The following is an 18,475-nucleotide window of genomic DNA, read 5'->3' on the forward strand; positions in this document are numbered from 1 at the left end:
GCTAATTGTAGCCGAGCAGTTTGCGCAGGGTAGCGGCTTCACTTTCGGTGACGGAACCAATGAAGCGGGCAAGCACGGCCTCGCGGTCCGGTGCGGAGCCAAGGACCTCGTGCATGAGTTCGGCGGTGTGGTCAGCGCGGCTCGAGACTGCCTGGTAGCGGTGCGGCCGGGTTCCGCGTTCGCGTTCAACCAGACCCTTCTTCTCCAAGCGTGAGAGCACAGTGAGGACCGTAGTGACTGCCAGGTCCTTGCCCTGATGACCGGCGGTGCCGTCGCCGGCCGCGGAATCCTGCGCCAAAAGATCACGCAGTGTATTGGCGGTTGCAGCCTCCTGGCCTGCCCAGAGCAGATCCATCACTGCCCGTTCCAGTTCCCCAAGACTTGCCATCTATACGTCCCTACCTTCAGCTTCCCGGTGCAGGGTGGCTGCTGCCGGGGAGCGATGATCCAACATTCCACAATAAATTTACCGCTTTTCAGGCCTTCATTCTACGTGAGGTAGAACTATCCGCGCGCCGCGCCGCCGAGCGGACCCTTGCGCGTGGGTAACGCCACTTGAAGAATGGGTTTTGGCGATCTCCATTTGTTCTACACTGTGTAGAAGAGAAGTTTTCTACGTGACGTAGAAGTAAGGTCATCGTACTTCGGTCCACCGCACAAAGGACAGCCATGGACGCCTTGGAAATCGCACGCTGGCAATTCGGTATCACTACCGTCTACCACTTCATGATGGTGCCGCTCACTATCGGCCTCGGCCTGGTGGTGGCCATCATCCAGACCATCTGGTACCGCACCGGCAAGCCGGAGTACCTTCGCATGACCAAGTTCTGGGGAAAACTCTTCCTCATCAACTTCATCATGGGTGTAGCCACCGGCATCGTGCAGGAATTCCAGTTCGGCATGGCATGGAGTGAGTACAGCCGGTTCGTTGGAGACGTCTTCGGCGCACCACTGGCGCTCGAAGCCCTGTTGGCCTTCTTCGTCGAATCAACCTTCCTGGGATTGTGGATCTTCGGCTGGAAGCAGCTCAAACGCGGCGTGCACCTGGCCTGCTTGTGGATCGCCGTCATCGGCTCCGTCTTCTCCGCCTACTTCATCATTGTGGCCAACTCCTGGATGCAGCACCCCGTAGGCGTTGAGATGGTGGATGGCCGGCCCGTGATGACGGACGCCTGGGCAGTGTTTACCAACAACACGGCGCTGGTTGCCGTGCCCCACACCCTCTTTGGCGCACTGGCTGTTGCCGGCGCCTTCCTGCTGGGGATCGCCTGGTACCACCTGTGGCGTCGGCGCCACGACGGCATTGACGTCGTTGGCAAAGACGGAAAACTGATTCCCGGCGAAGCAGCCATCCCGGGCCGTGACAAGGCTGACTACACGGTCTGGATGAAATCCCTGCGGATCGGCGCTGTGGTGGCCATGATCTCCTTCGCCGGAACCGCCATCACCGGTGATCTCCAAGGCAAGCTCATGTTCGAACAGCAGCCCATGAAGATGGCCGCCGCTGAAGCTGCCTGCCACGACGGCACGGGCTTCTCGGTGCTGAGCGTTGGCAACCTGGGAGCGACCAACTGCGAGGACATCGTTGCAGTTATCGAAGTCCCCGGCATCCTCTCCTTCCTGGCCAAGGGCGACTTCACCACTGAAGTGAAGGGCGTGAACAGCCTGCTGGGTGAGTATAAGGAAAAGTACGGCACCCACCTGCCGGACAACCCGCTCTACGGTGAGCGCGCCGGACAGGAAATCCAATACGTGCCCGTCATGGAAGTCACCTACTGGGGCTTCCGCATGATGATCGGCTTCGGTGGCATCGCAGCCTTCGCCGCCCTGCTCGCGCTTTGGGTGACGCGCAAGGGCGTAGTTCCCGAATCCAAGTGGCTGATGCGCCTTGCTGTCTTTGGGATTCTGGCTCCCTTCGGCGCCAACGCCGCAGGCTGGATCTTCACCGAAATGGGCCGGCAGCCATTCGTGGTGGCGCCCAACCCGGACATGAACGGTATTGACCAGGTCTTCATGTTCACAGCTGCCGCGGTATCCCCGGGCGTCAGCGCGGGAGAACTCATGACCTCCCTGGTGGTCCTCACCGCCATCTATGCCGTGCTGTTGGTGGTTGAAGTGAAGCTCCTGGTCAAGTACATCCGCGGGGGCGTGGCCTCGGCGATGCCTGAACTGGCCCACGCCAAAGACACAGATAACCAACACGACAAGAACGACGACGGCGCCGGCCTGGACAAGTCCGGCGACGACGTCCTGGCATTCGCCTACTAAAGCCAAGGGGTACTGACAATGGAACTGTTGCCAACCATCTGGTTCGTGGCCATCGCGGTGTTGTGGACCGGTTATCTCTTCCTGGAAGGCTTTGACCTCGGGGTGGGAATGCTCATGAAGCTGTTCGCGCGCAACAACACCGACCGCCGCGTCCTGCTGAACACCATCGGCCCGGTATGGGACGGCAATGAGGTGTGGCTGCTCACCGCCGCCGGTGCCACCTTCGCTGCCTTCCCCCTCTGGTACGCCTCGCTGTTCTCCAGCCTCTACCTCCCGCTCCTGGCGGTCCTGGCTGCGCTGATCTTCCGGGCTGTCGCCTTCGAATACCGCGGCAAGGTGGACTCCGAGAGCTGGCGTAACCGCTGGGACTGGGCGATCGCCGTCGGATCCTTCGTGGCTGCTTTCGGCATCGGCGCAGCGCTGGCCCTCACCACCACGGGACTGCCCCTGAATGAGAACGGGGATCGCGTCGGTGGCCCCATGTCCTGGTTCAGCGGCTATGCACTCCTGGGTGGTTTCGGCGTGGTGGCGTTCGCGCTGGTTCACGCCCTGGCGTTCCTGGCCCTGAAGACCGACGGCGACGTGCGGCACCGCGCCCGCCGCTGGTTCGTGCGATGGGTGCCGTTCGCGGTACTTCCGATGTTCGGCTGGATGGTGGCCGTCCAGTTCCTAAGCGGCAAGCCCTGGACCTGGGCATTGGTGGCAGCGGCGGTAGTCGCCGTCGTCCTGGCGTGGCGACTGGCCCGTACGGGGTCCGAAGGGCGGGCCTTCAGTGCCTTGGGTGCCTTCATTGTCTGCGCCACAGCGGCCATCTTTGGAGCGGCCTTCCCGGTAGTCATCCCCTCCACGATCGATCCTGCCTTCAATCTGACCATCTCCAACGCCTCGTCCTCGGACTACACACTGGGCCTCATGAGCATCGTCGCAGCCGTTGGACTGCCACTTGTGATTGCTTACCAGTCATGGACTTACTGGGTGTTCCGCCGGCGCGTCAGCGCAGCCCACATCCCGGAAGCCCACGGGTTCCTGCCCGCCATTGCTGCGAAAGTGATGGTATCCAAGGAAAGCCCCTCCGCCACACGAAACCAAACGGGAGATTAGTCGCTCCATGAAACCCGTGTTCCCCTCCGGCCCGGCAACGCGATCGGCGCTGTACGGTATCGGCCTCATGTCCGCCCTCAAGGCACTGTCCCTGGTGCTCATGGCGCAAGCCGTAGCGGGAATGCTGGCAGGGCTCGCCTCCGGATCTGGGGAGTGGCACAACGGACTTGTCTGGGGTGCGGCCGGCGCCGTTCTGCGATCGCTGACAGTGTGGGGCCAAGGCATCGCCTCGAGGCGGGCGGCCCTGGGCGTGAAAGAGGAACTGCGGGCGCGGCTGCTGAGGCGCTCACTGTCCGACGCCGGGTCATCGCCCGTGGCGGGAATGAACGACGGCGGGCTGGCGATCCTCGCGACGCGCGGACTGGACGCGCTGGACGACTACTACACCCAGTACCTGCCGGCAATAGTGAACTGCGCAACGGTACCGCTGCTGATCGGAGCCCGGATACTCTTCGCCGACTGGGTAAGCGCCGTGGTGATCGTCCTGACGGTTCCTTTGGTGCCACTGTTCATGGTGCTGATAGGACGGCACACCGAAGACACTGTCAGGGAGGCGCAAAGCACGCTCCGGAAACTGTCCGGCCACATCCTCGAGCTCGCTAAAGGTCTTCCCGTCCTGGTGGGCCTGGGACGCGCCACCGAACAGCGCGCAGCACTGGAAGATATCTCCGAGCAATACCGCACCCGGACCATGGGCACCCTCCGCACGGCGTTCCTCTCCGCCCTGGCATTGGAACTCATCGCAACCATCTCAGTGGCCGTGGTGGCGGTCTTCATTGGTGTCCGGCTGGTGCATGGCGACATGCCCCTCGAAGCCGGACTCCTGGCCTTGATCCTGGCGCCGGACTGCTACCTTCCCCTCAGGGAGCTTGGCACCGCCCACCACGCCAGCGATGACGGCAGGGCGGCCCTTGAGACCACCAACGCCGTGCTGGACGCTCCCTCGCATGAGCACCTCCAGCGTGGGAGGACGTCCGACGCAGCCCCGGCGGGCGTGGTGGTGACCGACTTGTCGGTGAACTACAACGGACGGTCCGCCGCCGCCGTCGGGCCCCTCAGCTTCACAGCGGAGCCGGGACGTGTCACAGCCCTCGACGGCGTCAGCGGCTCCGGGAAGAGCACAGTCCTGGGCGTCCTTGCCGGGCTTATCGGTTCAGGGCCAGGCGCGGAGGTTACCGGGACGGTTAACGGTGCGTCGCCAGGGACAATCGCGTGGGTTCCGCAACACCCGGTCATGACCAACGAAACGGTGCAGCAGGAAATTGAGCTCTATCTGCACGGATACGCGGGGAACACAGCCGAGGCAGCCACCCGTGTTCTCCGGCAAGCCTCAGCCGGCCACCTGGCGGCCAAGCATCCCGCGGAACTGAGCCCAGGCGAACTGCGCCGAATAGCACTTGCCCGCGGATTGGCACGGGTGGAAGCCGGGGCTACCACCCTGCTGCTCGACGAACCAACCGCCCATCTGGACCAATACTCGGCAAGCGTGGTCCGCCGCGCCATAGAGGCGGTCCGCGGCAACGTGACCGTGATCCTGGTGGCCCACGACGCCGCCACCCGGGCGCTCGCCGACCACGTGGTACCGGTAGGAAGCCGGCATCAGCACCAACACTCAGCGTCCTCAGTTCCCGGAACGATCAGTCCGAGCGGAGATGCTGCAACTGCAGGGGCAGTTGTGGTCCCCCTGAAGGGCGCCGCCCAACACCAAGACCTCCCAACACCTCCCTCCACCAGCAGCCTGCGGGCTCTTCTCCGGACCCTGAAACCCGTGCGCTGGAAGTTCGCCGCCGCCGGCGCGGTGGCCGTCCTGGCCGCCCTCTTCGCAGTCGCGTTGTCCGGCCTGTCCGGATGGCTCATCATCCGGGCCAGCGAGCAGCCGCCCATTCTCTACCTGCTCGGCGCGATCGTCGGAGTGAGGTTCTTCGGCATCGGAAGGGCCGTTCTGCGCTACTGCGAGCGGCTTTTGACCCATGATGCAGTCTTCGCCGCCATGACCCGCCTCCGCGGCGCACTCTGGGCATCGCTAAGCCGCAGGGCCCTTTCCCTCCGGCGCCTCCTCCAAGGCGGCAACGTGTTGGGCTCAATCGTGGACGACGTAGACACCCTCCGGGACCTTCTTCCCCGGGTTGTCCTACCGCCCGTGACCGCCGTCGGAGTCGGAGCTGCGGCCATCCTCGCCACTTCCATCGTTTTACCCGATGCATTGCCGGCGATTGTTGTGGCCGCCGTGGCAGGCCTGCTCGCAGCGCCGATCCTGGCCGTCCTGGCTGACAGGAACGCCGCCAGTGCCGAACAAAAGCTGCGGTCAGTGGTGCTGCGGGGAGTGGCTGCCGCCCTTGACGCCCGTGCCGAACTCAACGCCAACGGGGTGGGGGAGCCGGTCCTTGAAGCACTGCGTGCCAAGGACCGCAGCGCCACCCTCTCTGCCCAGCGCTCTGCGTGGGCCGAAGGACTCGGGCAGGCCGTGATCGTCCTTGCGTGCTCTCTGGCCGCCCTCTGGGCCGGAGCCCTGAGCGCACCCGCCGTGCTCAATGGCACTATTGCTCCCGAACTCGCGGCCGTCATTGTCCTGATGCAACTGGCCCTGGTGGAACCCTTCGGTGGAATCGTCTCAGCTGTGCGCCAAGCCCCGGCGCTCGCGGCCGTCCTGGACCGGGTGGCATCATCCGGTGCTTTGGATACCCCTGGCACCACCGACCCTGCAGAAGCGAACCTTGCGAAAGAACACGACGGCGGCACGCGGCAACTGCCTGATCGTCCGGATAAGGCTGGACTGGAGCTGAAGGGCGCCTCGGCGGCGTGGCCAGGTGGCCCGAAAGTGTTCGCCGGCGTCAACGCTGAGGCAGAACCCGGCCGTTGGCTTGCCGTGACCGGCCCCTCCGGGGCCGGTAAGTCCACCCTGCTTTCGGTGCTACTGGGATTCCTACCCCTGGCGGAAGGCACTGTGAAGCTTTCCGGCACGGCGGCATGGTGCCCCCAGGAAGCACACCTGTTCGACTCCACAATCCGAGGCAACCTCCTCCTGAGCCGGCCAGCTGCCGCAAAGCCCAGCGAGGCCGAAATGCACAAGGCACTGGCCGACGTCGGGCTTGATTCCGTGGTTGAAGCGTTGCCGGACGGACTCGACGCCCGGATCGGACCAGGCGGCTCTTTCCTCAGCGGCGGTGAACGCCAGCGCCTGGCCATGGCCAGGACACTCCTGACCGGAGCCTCCGTGCTGCTGCTTGACGAACCGACTGCGCATTTGGATGCGGGCTCGGCGCGGGAAATGATGGCCATCCTGCGCAACGGACTCAAGGACGTCACCGTTGTGCTGGTTACCCACAATCCGGAGGACATTGATCCCTCAGACTCGCGGCTGGAATTGCCTGGGGGTCAGGTTTCCGCGGAGCAACGTGACGGACTCACGGCGCAGGGCGCGGCGGAACTGGTGGGAAGGCCTACTCCTCAGTAGCCTGTTGGCATGCCGTTTGAATCCTCAAGCCAAGCCCTGCCTGATGCCGTTGCCACCGGTCTGAGCTGGCGGCCAGCCACTATGGAGGACCTCGATAACTGGGCGGGCCTGATCGCCCGTACGGCCGCCGTCGAACATCCCGTCTGGTACGAAAAGCGTGGCGACCTGCTCCACGTCATGGAGTCCTCCAAGAACCCGGCTGAGACAAGCACGCTCCTGGGCCTGGACGCAGGCGGAGTAGCCCGTGCCTATGGACGCATCGCCAAGAACCCGGACGGGGACAAAGCCACCGGCATTGCGTGCGTTGACCCGGAATGGCAGCAACGGGGGATCGGCTCCGCAATCCTGATGTGGCAGGAAGGACAAGTGCGCAACAGGTTTCACGCCGATGAGGCGGCCGGTCACACCAGTGCGCCGCCCCGCCTCCGGATCCAGACCGAGGAACAGCACGAGCACCAGGCGAAGCTTCTGATGGGCCATGGCTACGGTGCTGTGCGCTGGTTCAACGAAATGCACCGGCCTCTTTCGGACGAGCTGCCCCGGGCCGCCCTGAGAGCAGGGCTTGAGCTTAGGACGCTGGACTCTTCGCTTTTTGAACCCGTACGCCAGGCCCACAACGACGCGTTCAGGGACCATTGGGGGAGCGAGCCACGGGACGAAGAATCGTGGCGCTTCACCATCGAGGAACCCACTGCCCGGCCCGATCTCAGTGCAGTGGTCATTGATTCGTCCACCGGCGAGGTGGCCGGGTATCAGCTCACCAGCTTCGATCCCGACTCTGCTGCGGAGCGCGGCTTCAAGGAAGGCTACACCGAGCTCCTTGGCGTGCGGCGTGCCTACCGGGGCCGGGGCATAGCCCAAGCACTGCTCGCCGATGCCATGCAGCGCTACGCCTCAGCCGGAATGGAGGTGGCATCACTGGACGTGGACTCAGCCAATCCCACCGGGGCGCTGGAACTCTACCTGGGCATGGGCTACACGCCCGTGAACCGCAGCATGACGTGGGAGAAAATGCTCTAGCTTCCTAGCCGTCCACATCATGAAGATGGTGAACAACATCGTGGAGGAAATACTGGGAGAACGTCAGCACGGTAAATGAGGATCCATTGCTGCGCGTTCCGGTCCGCTGCCAGTCATCCTCGGTGACTCTGGCGAAGGATTCCGCAATCTCCTTCCCCTCGGCTTCGAGTTGATCGGCCACCGTCCGTGGGTCCGCCGAGCCGTACTCGCCATCTATCGCGGCCTGGTCCTGGTCCCAGTTGGCGAACCGGGCGTCATCCTCTGTGAGCATGAGGTTCAGGCGCTGGTCGAACAGGCTGAAGACGTCGCGGACGTGGCATGCGTACTCAAGGTTGGACCAGGTGTGGTCATTGGGGCGGGTGGCCACGTCCTCCCTGCGCAGCACGGCCCGCCACCGCGGGAGCATGTTCAGGACGATGCCGGGCACCGTGGAAGGCGTCACCGTTACGGGGTCGAAGCCGCACTCGGGGCAGGGCTCAGAGAGCACCCAGGTCCAGTCTTTTTCATCAGGGATGATCGGCATGCGGCTAGTCTAAGCCGCCCGGCAAACACCTTCGAACAGGCCGGGAAAGTTGGTGTCATTTTTGGATTACGGATGGACTCTCCCGGGAGTAAAGTTCGTTCCGGGGGGAGAGCCGGAAAGAGAAAGCAATGCTCAAGGATCAGCAGGTTGGTGCCGTCCTACCGGCACACGACATAGCCCGGGCACGCGCGTATTACAGCGAAAAACTCGGTCTGGAACCCGAAAATCCGGATGATGAGGACAACCTTCAGTACAAATGCGGCGACGGAACGGGATTCTTCATCTATCAGACACCGAATGCAGGGACTGCCAAGAACACCCAGATCGGCTGGATGGTCAGTGACCTAAAAGCCGCCGTGCAGGAGCTCCGGGGCAAGGGAGTTGTGTTTGAGGACTACGACTTCCCCGGTTTAAAGACCGAGGACGGAGTGGCCACCATGCCCGACGGTAGCGCCGCGGCCTGGTTCCTGGACAGCGAGGGAAACATACTGAGCCTTAACCAAAGCGGCTAGCCCACGCGGTGGCCCTAACGCCACGGCATCGCAAAGGCCGGGGGTTTGATGACCCCCGGCCTTTGATGTGCCTGGCAGATTTGTTGCGCCCGGCGGAGAGTCCCTCCGGTTATTCTGCTGCGTCAGCCCATGCCATGCTCGGGCCGATTGCTTCCACGGGCTGGGACAGCGGGACGCCGGATCCATCCCTGCGACCATGCTCGTGGGGGAGTGCCCGGGCCACGCCTGCGGCGGATGAAGCCTTGGCCGGACCGTGCCCGGCCCAGGCCAGAAGCAGGGTGTCTTCGCCCTTGAGGAAGCGGTGGACCCGGACGCCGCCGGTGGCCCGGCCTTTCGCGGGATACTCCTCAAAAGCGGTTACCTTTGCGGTTCCGGGGGCCGTGCCGGGAAGGGCGCCGGTGGTTCCGGCAATAGTCACCACGACGGCGGCAGGATCGTCCGCGCGAACGGTACCGAAGTGGATCACTTCGTCGCCGGCAGCCAGCTTGATGCCGGCCATGCCACCGGCTGTGCGTCCCTGCGGGCGAACGTTCGATGCACTGAATCGAAGCAACTGTCCCTGCCGTGTCACGAACACCAGATCGACGTTCTCTTCCTGCGCCGGTTCCACCGCCAGGACCGAGTCTTTGTCCTTCAGGGCGATGATCTCCCAGTCTTCACGGTTCAGGGGATAATCCGGCTGAACACGCTTCACGACGCCCTGAACCGTGCCAATGGCCAGGACGGCGTCCAGAGGCACAAACGCCACCAGGGTTTCGCCCTTAAGCAACGTGATGAAGTCCTTGGCCGGTACGCCACCGGCCAGGTTGGGCAGGCCTGACATCGGTGGCAACACGGGCATGTCCATCACTTGGAGCCGCAGCATGCGTCCCTGGGACGTGACCGCACCGATTTCGCCCCGCGCGGTGGTCTTCACCACCGAGCGGAATACATCATGCTTGGTCCGGGGGCCCGCTTCGGCCAGCGGTTCCTGGTTGGAAGTCCTGGCGATTTGGCCCGAGGCACTGAGTAAGGCCCAGCAGGGGTCGTCGGGGATTTCCAGGGGCAGGGCTGCGGCTTTGCCCTTGGGGCCGGGTGCTGATGCTGCCAATGCTGCGGCAACGGTGGGTGAGACTGCTTCCGACTCCAGGAGCACAGTGCGCCGGGGTGTGCCGTACTTGTCCGCTATCACGGCCAACTCGCCGGAGACGAGATCGCGGAGCAACGCATCAGAGGCAAGGATGGCTTCCAGTGCCTCGATCTCGCGGCGGAGTTCGTCCTGCTCCTTCTCCAGTTCAAGACGTGAGTATTTGGTCAACTGCCGCAGGCGCAGTTCCAGGATGTAATTGGCCTGGATCTCGGTGAGGTCGTAGATGGACATGAGGCGTTCCCGCGCTGCTGAGGCTTCGTCGGAGGAACGAATGATCTGGATGACTTCGTCGATGTCGACGATTGCGATCAGCAAGCCCTCCACCAGGTGGAGACGATCCTTCTTCTTGCCAAGGCGGAAGGAGGTACGGCGGCGCACCACATTGAGGCGGTGTTCGACGTACACCTGCAGCAACTGCAGCAGGCCCAGCGTCTGCGGCTGGCCGTCCACCAGGGTGACATTGTTGATGCCGAAGGAATCTTCCATGGGCGAGTAGCGGTACAGCTGCTGCAGCACGGCGTTGGGATTGAAGCCGTTCTTCAGTTCGATGACCAGGCGTAGGCCATGATTACGGTCCGTGAGGTCAACCACATCGCTGATGCCCGTGAGCTTCTTGGCGTTGACGGCGTCCTTGATCTTCTCGATCACCTTCTCCGGACCCACCATGTAGGGCAGTTCGGTCACTACCAGCCCGGTGCGTCGGGCCGAAAGCTGCTCCACTTCCACCTTGGCGCGGGTCTTGAAGGATCCGCGACCTGTGGCGTAGGCGTCGCGAATTCCATCCAAGCCCACGATCCGGCCACCGGTGGGAAGGTCGGGCCCCGGGATGAACCTCATAATGTCATCCAACGTGGCGTCGGGGCTGGCGATCAGGTGACGCGCAGCGGCAATTACCTCAACGAGGTTGTGTGGAGGCATGTTCGTCGCCATGCCCACTGCGATGCCAGTGGTGCCGTTAACCAGCAGGTTGGGGAAAGCGGCAGGGAGGACATCGGGTTGCGTCAGCTGGTTGTCGTAGTTGGGGACGAAGTCCACTACGTCTTCGTCCAAGTGGTCTGTCATGGTCAGGGCGGCTGCCGCCAACCGTGCCTCTGTGTACCGCGGTGCTGCCGGTCCGTCGTCGAGCGATCCGAAGTTGCCGTGGCCATCAATCAGCGGAAGGCGGAGGGAAAAATCCTGCGCCATGCGCACCATGGCGTCATAGATCGCGGTGTCGCCGTGCGGGTGGAGTTTGCCCATGACTTCGCCCACCACGCGCGCGCTCTTGACGTGTCCGCGATCCGGGCGGAGGCCCATGTCGGACATCATGTACAGGATGCGCCGTTGAACAGGCTTCAGTCCGTCGCGGGCGTCCGGGAGAGCACGCGAATAAATCACCGAGTAGGCGTACTCCAGGAAGGAGCCTTCCATCTCTGACGTGACGTCGATGTCCACGATGTTCTCGGTGAAATCGCCGAGGGGTTCGGCTGTGCGTGCTGATTTTTGGCTGCGGGCCATGGGGTCGGTAAATCCTCGAAAGTTGTACTGCGGATGTTTTAGCTAGGCTAAGCCTATGGTGGATCAGCCCGGCGTCGGCATTTATCCGGAATATTGGGAAGCTGATGTCGTGCTGCGCGACGGCGGGACAGCCCACCTTCGCCCAATACGACCTGAAGATGCGGACGCTTTGCAGGCGTTCCATGCCGGCCAGTCGCAGGCATCCATCTATATGCGGTTTTTCTCATTCAAACCCAAGCTCTCCGGTAAGGAAGTCCGGCGTTTCACGGAAGTGGACCACATCAACCGCGTCGCGTTCGTCATTACCATCGGCGGCGAAATCATGGGGATCGGCCGCTACGACCGTCTTGACGATCCAACAGAGGCCGAGGTGGCCTTCAACATTTCCGACGCCCATCAAGGGCGCGGGATCGGGTCCATCCTCCTGGAACACCTGGCCGTTGCTGCTCGGGAAAACGGCATTCGCCGCTTCACGGCGGAAGTCCTGCCGGACAACCGGAAGATGCTGATGGTCTTCGCCGACGCCGGCTATGACGTCAAACGCCAATTCGACGACGGCGTGGTGAGTGTTGAATTCAATATCGATCCCACGGAGAAATCGCGGGCCGTCATGGAGTCACGCGAACACCGCGCGGAGGCGCGCAGCGTGCGCGACCTCTTGTCGCCGTCGTCGGTGGCCGTCATCGGTGCCAGCCGCAAGTGGGGGACCGTGGGCTACCAACTTCTGGAACACATCATTGAAGGCGGCTTCAAGGGGCCGGTCTACGCCGTCAACCCGGAAGCGTTCGAACTCGCCGGAATGGTCTCCTTCGGAAAGTTGTCCGAGATCCCGGGACCGGTGCAGCTGGCCATCATCGCTGTTCCCTATGAAGAAGTACCCAAGGTGGTGGACGACTGCGCCGCCGCCGGCGTCAAGGGGATCGTGGTGGCCACGGCCGGATTTGCCGACGACGGCGAGCGGGGACTCGCGCGTCAACATGAGTTGGTACGGCGGGCCAGGGCAAACGGGATGCGCGTCATTGGGCCCGAGTCCCTCGGCATCCTCAATACGCACCCGGCGGTGTCCCTGAACGCTTCCATGGCCCCCACCATGCCGCCCAGGGGCAGCCTGGGCTTGTTCAGCCAGTCCGCTGCCGTGGGTGTGGCGGTTTACGCGGCTGCCAGCCGCCGCCGGCTCGGATTGTCCTCGTTCATGTCGGCTGGAAACCGCGCGGATGTATCCGGCAACGATGCCATGCAGTATTGGGAAGACGACGCCGATACTTCCGCCGTTGGCCTCTATCTTGAGTCCATCGGCAATCCCCGCAAGTTCTCCCGACTGGCCCGAAGGTTGTCGCGCAGTAAACCCGTGATCGTCGCCAAGTCCGACGTCACGGGCCTGAGCCTGCCTCCCGGGCACGAGGTCCGCACCACCCAGGCGCCGGCAGCGGCAGTGGACGCGATGATGCGCCAGGCTGGCGTGATCCGTGTTGAGACGATCGAACAACTCATGGATATCGCCCAAATAGCGTCCTCGCAGGCGCTGCCCAAGGGACCGGGTGTAGCCGTCTACTCCAATTCCGTGGCGCTGGCCAAAGTGGTTGCCGATACCGCCGTGCCGTACGGGCTGGAGGTGATCAAGCAGGTGACGGACATCGACCTCGATGCCGGAATGTCTGTGGCACTTCCGGCATTGAGGGCCAGCCTCAAGGAAAGCCTCGCGGACGAGTCCGTGCATGCTGTGGTGGCCGCACTTCTCCCGGCGCGCGGGCTGACCGTGGAGTCGCTCGCCGGCGTTTTTGCCGAGTGTGCTGCCGAGGCCGGCAAACCCGTCGTTGCGGCGTTCACCGGGATTCTGGATCCCTCCGTGCAGGTTGAGGGCATGGTGGGCGCTGCAGGTACCCCCGTGCTGCCGTGCTACTCCAATGCCGGTGCCGCCGTGGCCGCCCTTGCGGCGATCGTGCGGTACGCGCAGTGGCGCGACCGGGACCAAGGGCTCTTTGTGGAGCCCGAGGACTGCGACGTCGACGGCACCAAGGACATGCTGACCTCGATGTTGGCCGGTGTTACCGGCGAGAAGATCAGGAAGCTCGACGCCGATGCTGCCGCGGCGCTGCTGTCAGGCTACGGAATCCATGTGGTGCCGACGCTCGGATTTGGAACCGCTGATGAGGCCGTGCAGGCCGCGGAAACTGTGGGTTGGCCGGTGGTCCTCAAAACCACCGACCCCGCGCTGAGGCACCGACTGGATCTCGGCGGGGTGCGACTGGATATTCAGGACGCCGAATCCCTGCGGCAGAACGTCGCCCAAATGCGCCGCGCCTTGGAGCCTTATGGATCGCCGTCGCTCGAAGTCCAGGCAATGGCGCCGGTTGGGCAGGCCTGCACCTTCCGAGCCATGGAAGACCCCCTCCTGGGGCCGGTATTGTCCTTTGGGCTGGCCGGCGATGCCGTCAACCTGCTCGATGACTGGGCGCATCGGGTGCCGCCGCTGGCCGCTGCCGACCTCCATGACGTCATCCGTTCACCCCGGGCGTCCAGGAAGCTCTTTGGGTACCAAGGACTCCCTGCCGTTGATGTGGCAGCACTGGAGGACATCGCGGCCCGGCTTGCCAAGCTCAAGGACGACCACCCCGGGATCGCTCTGGTGGAGTTCAACCCCGTCCTGGCGGGTCCCACCGGGGCCACCATCCTGGGGGCGGATGTGTGGATCGGCAACGCAGCGCAGCGCACTGACAGTGCCCGCCGCGCGATGCGGAGTTAGCCACAGGAGCGCGCCGCACAGTTAGGTACTCACCAAGCGATCTGTGAAAATGGGGGAATGAGCACCCAGTCTCCGACGCCTCAATCCCGCCCGTCCAATGCCGGGCCCCACACCGCCCACCATCACAGCTCGCAGGGACAGAGCCTGGACCAGGCGCTGCAGCAGGCAGCTTTCTACCCGCGGTTGGTGGCCGACGTCGTTGATGACGCCCTGGACGGCCGGGAGTGCCTCTCCCACTTGGTCCACCTGGAGACCCATTTTGATCGGGCCGAGGTCCGTAGGCACATCACTGTGCTGGTTCTCACCGAAGACATGCTGGTGATTACCCACGTGGACGACCAGCAGCTGGATGAAGCCGGAGAGCAGATCGTTGCCCAGGTTTCCACGGAGTCGGTGCCGGTGGCACAGATCCGCTCAGTGGTCCTCAGCTACATGTATGCCCAACCCCAGGACTACAAGCCCTCTGATCCTGTCCGTGAAATGACGTTGTCCATTGCCTGGTCGGGCGGCCAACGCCTGGACATGGGGCCGGCAAGTTGCGGGGATCCCCAGTGCGAAGCCGATCACGGTTACAGCGGAACCATCGCCCAGGAAGACATCGTCCTGCGGATCAGCGCAGAGGCAGACGGGCTCCAGGCAGTTCAGGACGCCAAGATCTTTGCCCGTGCACTGCGTGCGGTCAATACGGGCAACCCGTCACCGGCCCAACATGCCGGCATCCCGGCACCAAGGCCGCGCTCGGGCGTCTTCAGCAACCGCCTCAGCCGCGGACACCAGCGTTGAAGGAAACCGCACAGAACCCGGTAAATACCTCCATGATCGGCGCTCCGGCCGTTGACCTCCCATCGCCCCCGCTTTTCGGCAGCAAATCCATTGCAGAAGTCCTCACCAGCTCTGCCGCATCCCTGGGCGTGTCCGGATTTACCAACCACTTACAGCTGCCATCAGCGCAGCGTGTTTGCGTGGTCCTTGCCGATGGCCTCGGCCGCAACCTCTTGAAGCAGAAGTCCTCACACACGCCTTTCCTTCGCACGGTTATGGCTGCGGGACAAGGCAACATCCCCACGTGGATCGACGCCGCCTTCCCCAGCACTACGGCGGCGTCCTTGGCGAGCCTCGGCACCGGCTTACCGGCAGGGCAGCACGGCATGGTGGGGTACGACGTCCTCGATCCCGCCCAGGACAAAGTAGTCAACCTCTTGGGTAATTGGGATGCCAACGTGGATCCTGCACAGTGGCAGCCTCACACGACGGTCTTCGAACGGCTGGCCGGAGAACTGGACGTCGTAACCGTCAGCCTGCCGCAGTTCGGAAATTCCCCGATGACCCAGGCAGCACTCCGCGGCAGCCGCTTTGTTGGTGGCACCACGCTCCATGCCCGGACCGCCGCGGCCGCCGAGGCAATGTCCGGCGGTGGCCGTTCCCTGATGTACTTCTACGCCAACGAGCTGGACAAGGCGGGTCACCGCTACGGCTGCCAGTCGGACCGCTGGGAGCACCAACTCGAAGAACTCGACTCCACCGTCAAGAGGCTCTCAGCAACCCTGCCAGCCGGCACCACCATCCTGGTAACCGGTGACCACGGCATGCTGGACGTCCCTGAATCCCAGAGGATCGACTACTCCGCTGACGACGCCCTGGTGGCCGGAGTCCGCCATACTGCCGGGGAACCCCGCATGGTGCATCTCTACCTTGAACCGGACACCACCCCGGCCCATCGGGAATCCCTGATTGCGGCCTGGCGTTCGCGCTTTGGTGAAAGGATCTGGGCCTTTACACGGGAGCAGGCCGTTAATGCAGGGTTGTTCGGCCCGGTACGGCCCGAGGTCGCTCCCCGGATTGGCGACGTCATGATCGCGGCGCGGGACACCTTGGCCCTTTACGACACGCGAAGGGCACGCCCGTCCTCGATGGAAGTGGTGGGGCAACACGGATCCCTGACCAAAGCCGAACGCGAAGTACCGTTGCTGTGCTTCACAGCTGCAGGTAGAAAGGGCAAACGTGGCTGAGCTGGTCTTCTTCTCGGGCACCATGGACTGCGGCAAGTCCACGCTTGCCCTCCAAATGGACCACAACCACCGGGCGCGGGGACGCGGAGGCGTGCGGTTCAGCTGTAACGACCGCGCCGGTGATTCAACAATCTCCAGCAGGCTTGGCCTTCAAACCGATGCCGTGGAAGTTGTGGACGGCACCGACTTCTGGGACGAAGTGGTAGCCCGGCGAACCACCGGGCTCCGCGTGGACTACCTCATCTGTGACGAGGCCCAGTTCTACTCGCCGCTCCAAGTGGAGCAACTGGCAAGGGTTGTAGATGAGATGGACGTGGATGTCTTCGCTTTCGGCATCACCTCAGACTTCCGCACCCGCTTGTTCCCAGGCTCTCAGCGGCTCATTGAACTGGCCGACAAAGTCCAGGTACTCCAGGTTGAAGCTTTGTGCTGGTGCGGCCGCCGTGCAACGCAAAACGCCCGCACCGTGGACGGCATTATGGTGGTGGAGGGTGACCAGGTGATGGTGGGCGACGTCGCGCCGCAAAACAGTGGCGACGCTGCGCATACGGAGACGGTGCACGTCCAGGAGGCACTACCGATGGAGACGCTGCCCGCACAGGTGGTGGGGTACGAGACTTTGTGCCGTCGCCACTACATGCGGCGTGTCACGGCCCATGGCGCCAATGTGATGGCCGGGGCGGACCAGACACTGCCGTTCGACATTGATGCCTGCCTCTGGCCCGGCGCAGGGGCCCTTCGGCAGAGCTAAGCGATTCGACCGGCCAGGAAACAGCCTGGCAAGGTTCCTACCAACCGGCGTGTCCACCAGCTCCTGGAGCTAGTCGCCGCGGGCCCCGAAGACGATCTCGTCCCAGCTCGGGATGCTGGAACGCTTGGGGCGGGACGGCTGCCGTTCGGCAGGTGCATCAACGTCCTTGCGCGCTTCCGCATCTACCTGTTCCTCCGGCGGCGCCACGTCCTGATGGAGGTCCCGGGCAGAGGGTGCGCCGGCGGACTGGTCTTCCGCGTGTGGTTGCGGGGTGCCGCCGCCACCCAGAAGTTCGTCCAGCCCTGCGGGCTTCCGCCCCGTCAGCGGCGTCACCGGCCGCAGCGGACTGGCTACCACCGTTATTTCACGGGTGTCGGTGCTGACCCCATTGTGGAGCTTGAGGGAGTCATCGTCGTCGTGGGACTCGACGTGCCGCGGAGCAAGGCTGAGCCGGGACAACATCGAAGGGCGGCCGTCTTTACGGGTGGGCTCTTCCACGCCGGTGGCCAGGGGCTCAGCGTCTGCGAGGCTGGTATCCGCGGCTGCCTGGTCCACTTCTTCACCGGGCCGGGGGTGGGCTGCGGGAACGTTGCTCAGCAGTACGGCCAAGGCGTCGTCGCCGTCTTCGTCCACGCCCAGGCGTTGGCCGCGCCGTGAACGGAGCATTTCCAAAAGGCTGTCTGATTCCTTCGCGGACGCACGCGCCGCAGTTTCGGCGTCGGTCTCGAAGTCGAACGGCCTGTCCGAGACGGCAGCAAGCCGCCGGGCGGGGACCGGACCGTCCATGGGCTCAAGTTCGCTGAGCTGCTGGGCCCAACGGTTGGCGTTCTGCAGCGATTTGCGTTGGGGGCTGAAGGTCCACATGGCCGGCGGTTCCTCGCCGATGCTTCCGTGAGCGCCGGGAACAGTTTCGAAGCGTGCGACCACCGTCCAGGTGCCGTCCGGACGTCGCCATGAATCCCAGTCCACCGTAGAGGAATCAATACCGTGCGCCGAGAGCCTGTAGTCAACCATGTCGCCCAGAGTGGCCGGGGTGTCGCCAAACGCCGAGCGGTAGATGTCATGTCCGGGAGCAGGGGAGGCGACTTCGATATTGCGGGCCTGGCGCACCACGTACTCACGCTCGGCAAGCACAGGGCCCTCGTAGCGTTGGACGTTGGCAAGGGGGAGGCCGGAAAGCTCGGCCACCTCGGTAGCCGTGGCACCGCTGCGGATCCTGGCCTGGATGTCGCGGGGCGACATGGCAATAGCTGTGTTGGACGCGCGTGCGGCCACCTGGGCAGGGGTGCGGCTCGCCGCGGCCCTTAAGGCTTCGTCGATCGGAAGCTGGAACATCGCACCACCGGGCCCGCTCAAGAGCAGATGCCCGCCGTCGTCGTGGACGCCTACCAGTCGTAGATCCTGCATAACACCCTCCACCACATGGCATAACTGACATTCGAAACTCTGCCACCCGCGGGGGTCTTTT

The 18,475-nt window shown here is 63.9% G+C and carries 13 protein-coding genes; 9 read left to right on the forward strand and 4 right to left on the reverse strand.

Translation table 11 applies throughout. From position 1 onward, the window contains the following. Nucleotide 1: 1 nt before the first annotated feature. Nucleotides 2–388: a BlaI/MecI/CopY family transcriptional regulator gene (locus tag ACZ5J0_RS07965; RefSeq protein ID WP_142939487.1), complete on the reverse strand. Its 387-nt coding sequence runs from the start codon at nucleotides 386–388 to the stop codon at nucleotides 2–4. A gap of 281 nt (nucleotides 389–669) precedes the next feature. On the opposite strand from ACZ5J0_RS07965, the gene ACZ5J0_RS07970 reads away from it, so the two are divergent. The 4 genes from ACZ5J0_RS07970 to ACZ5J0_RS07985 are packed head-to-tail and all read left to right on the forward strand — an operon-like array spanning nucleotide 670 to nucleotide 7,843. Further along, nucleotides 670–2,268 carry a cytochrome ubiquinol oxidase subunit I gene (locus tag ACZ5J0_RS07970; RefSeq protein ID WP_464094536.1) on the forward strand — a complete coding sequence of 533 codons (1,599 nt, stop codon included), beginning with the start codon at nucleotides 670–672 and terminating at the stop codon, nucleotides 2,266–2,268. Between the two features lie 18 nt (nucleotides 2,269–2,286). Further along, nucleotides 2,287–3,369 carry a cytochrome d ubiquinol oxidase subunit II gene (gene cydB / locus ACZ5J0_RS07975; RefSeq protein WP_166842763.1) on the forward strand — a complete coding sequence of 361 codons (1,083 nt, stop codon included), beginning with the start codon at nucleotides 2,287–2,289 and terminating at the stop codon, nucleotides 3,367–3,369. 7 nt (nucleotides 3,370–3,376) lie between these two features. After that, nucleotides 3,377–6,823 carry a thiol reductant ABC exporter subunit CydD gene (cydD, locus tag ACZ5J0_RS07980; RefSeq protein ID WP_464094537.1) on the forward strand — a complete coding sequence of 1,149 codons (3,447 nt, stop codon included), beginning with the start codon at nucleotides 3,377–3,379 and terminating at the stop codon, nucleotides 6,821–6,823. Nucleotides 6,824–6,832: 9 nt separating this feature from the next. Continuing rightward, nucleotides 6,833–7,843 (forward strand): GNAT family N-acetyltransferase, encoded by a 1,011-nt coding sequence (locus ACZ5J0_RS07985; protein WP_464094538.1) that lies wholly within the window; start codon nucleotides 6,833–6,835, stop codon nucleotides 7,841–7,843. A 4-nt stretch (nucleotides 7,844–7,847) separates the two neighbouring features. On the opposite strand, the gene ACZ5J0_RS07990 is transcribed toward ACZ5J0_RS07985, so the two are convergent. After that, a complete protein-coding gene (locus ACZ5J0_RS07990) occupies nucleotides 7,848–8,366 on the reverse strand; it encodes a DinB family protein (RefSeq protein WP_166842766.1) in 519 nt (172 codons plus the stop codon). Nucleotides 8,367–8,494: 128 nt separating this feature from the next. Here ACZ5J0_RS07990 and ACZ5J0_RS07995 point away from each other — a divergent pair, with 128 nt between their 5' ends. Next, a complete protein-coding gene (locus tag ACZ5J0_RS07995) occupies nucleotides 8,495–8,878 on the forward strand; it encodes a VOC family protein (RefSeq protein ID WP_142939481.1) in 384 nt (127 codons plus the stop codon). Between the two features lie 109 nt (nucleotides 8,879–8,987). On the opposite strand, the gene ACZ5J0_RS08000 is transcribed toward ACZ5J0_RS07995, so the two are convergent. Further along, nucleotides 8,988–11,504, reverse strand: coding sequence for a DNA gyrase/topoisomerase IV subunit A (locus tag ACZ5J0_RS08000; protein ID WP_142939480.1), 2,517 nt, complete (start codon nucleotides 11,502–11,504; stop codon nucleotides 8,988–8,990). A 55-nt stretch (nucleotides 11,505–11,559) separates the two neighbouring features. On the opposite strand from ACZ5J0_RS08000, the gene ACZ5J0_RS08005 reads away from it, so the two are divergent. Genes ACZ5J0_RS08005 through ACZ5J0_RS08020 form a run of 4 tightly spaced genes read left to right on the forward strand, consistent with a single transcriptional unit; the run spans nucleotide 11,560 to nucleotide 17,007 of the window. Then, a complete protein-coding gene (locus ACZ5J0_RS08005; protein WP_250820934.1) occupies nucleotides 11,560–14,247 on the forward strand; it encodes a bifunctional acetate--CoA ligase family protein/GNAT family N-acetyltransferase in 2,688 nt (895 codons plus the stop codon). Between the two features lie 57 nt (nucleotides 14,248–14,304). Continuing rightward, nucleotides 14,305–15,030: a DUF5998 family protein gene (locus ACZ5J0_RS08010; protein ID WP_142939478.1), complete on the forward strand. Its 726-nt coding sequence runs from the start codon at nucleotides 14,305–14,307 to the stop codon at nucleotides 15,028–15,030. Further along, entirely contained in the window at nucleotides 15,027–16,256 is a 1,230-nt protein-coding gene (locus ACZ5J0_RS08015) for an alkaline phosphatase family protein (RefSeq protein ID WP_142939477.1), read from the forward strand. Before ACZ5J0_RS08010 ends, ACZ5J0_RS08015 begins: the two co-directional genes overlap by 4 nt. Continuing rightward, complete coding sequence (locus tag ACZ5J0_RS08020) at nucleotides 16,249–17,007, forward strand: thymidine kinase (protein WP_142939476.1); 759 nt, start codon at nucleotides 16,249–16,251, stop codon at nucleotides 17,005–17,007. Before ACZ5J0_RS08015 ends, ACZ5J0_RS08020 begins: the two co-directional genes overlap by 8 nt. 69 nt (nucleotides 17,008–17,076) lie before the next feature. Here ACZ5J0_RS08020 and sepH read toward each other — a convergent pair whose 3' ends face one another. Beyond that, nucleotides 17,077–18,414 carry a septation protein SepH gene (gene sepH / locus ACZ5J0_RS08025; RefSeq protein ID WP_223942312.1) on the reverse strand — a complete coding sequence of 446 codons (1,338 nt, stop codon included), beginning with the start codon at nucleotides 18,412–18,414 and terminating at the stop codon, nucleotides 17,077–17,079. Nucleotides 18,415–18,475 lie beyond the last annotated feature (61 nt).

This window comes from Arthrobacter sp. DualSoilB13, assembly GCF_055389195.1.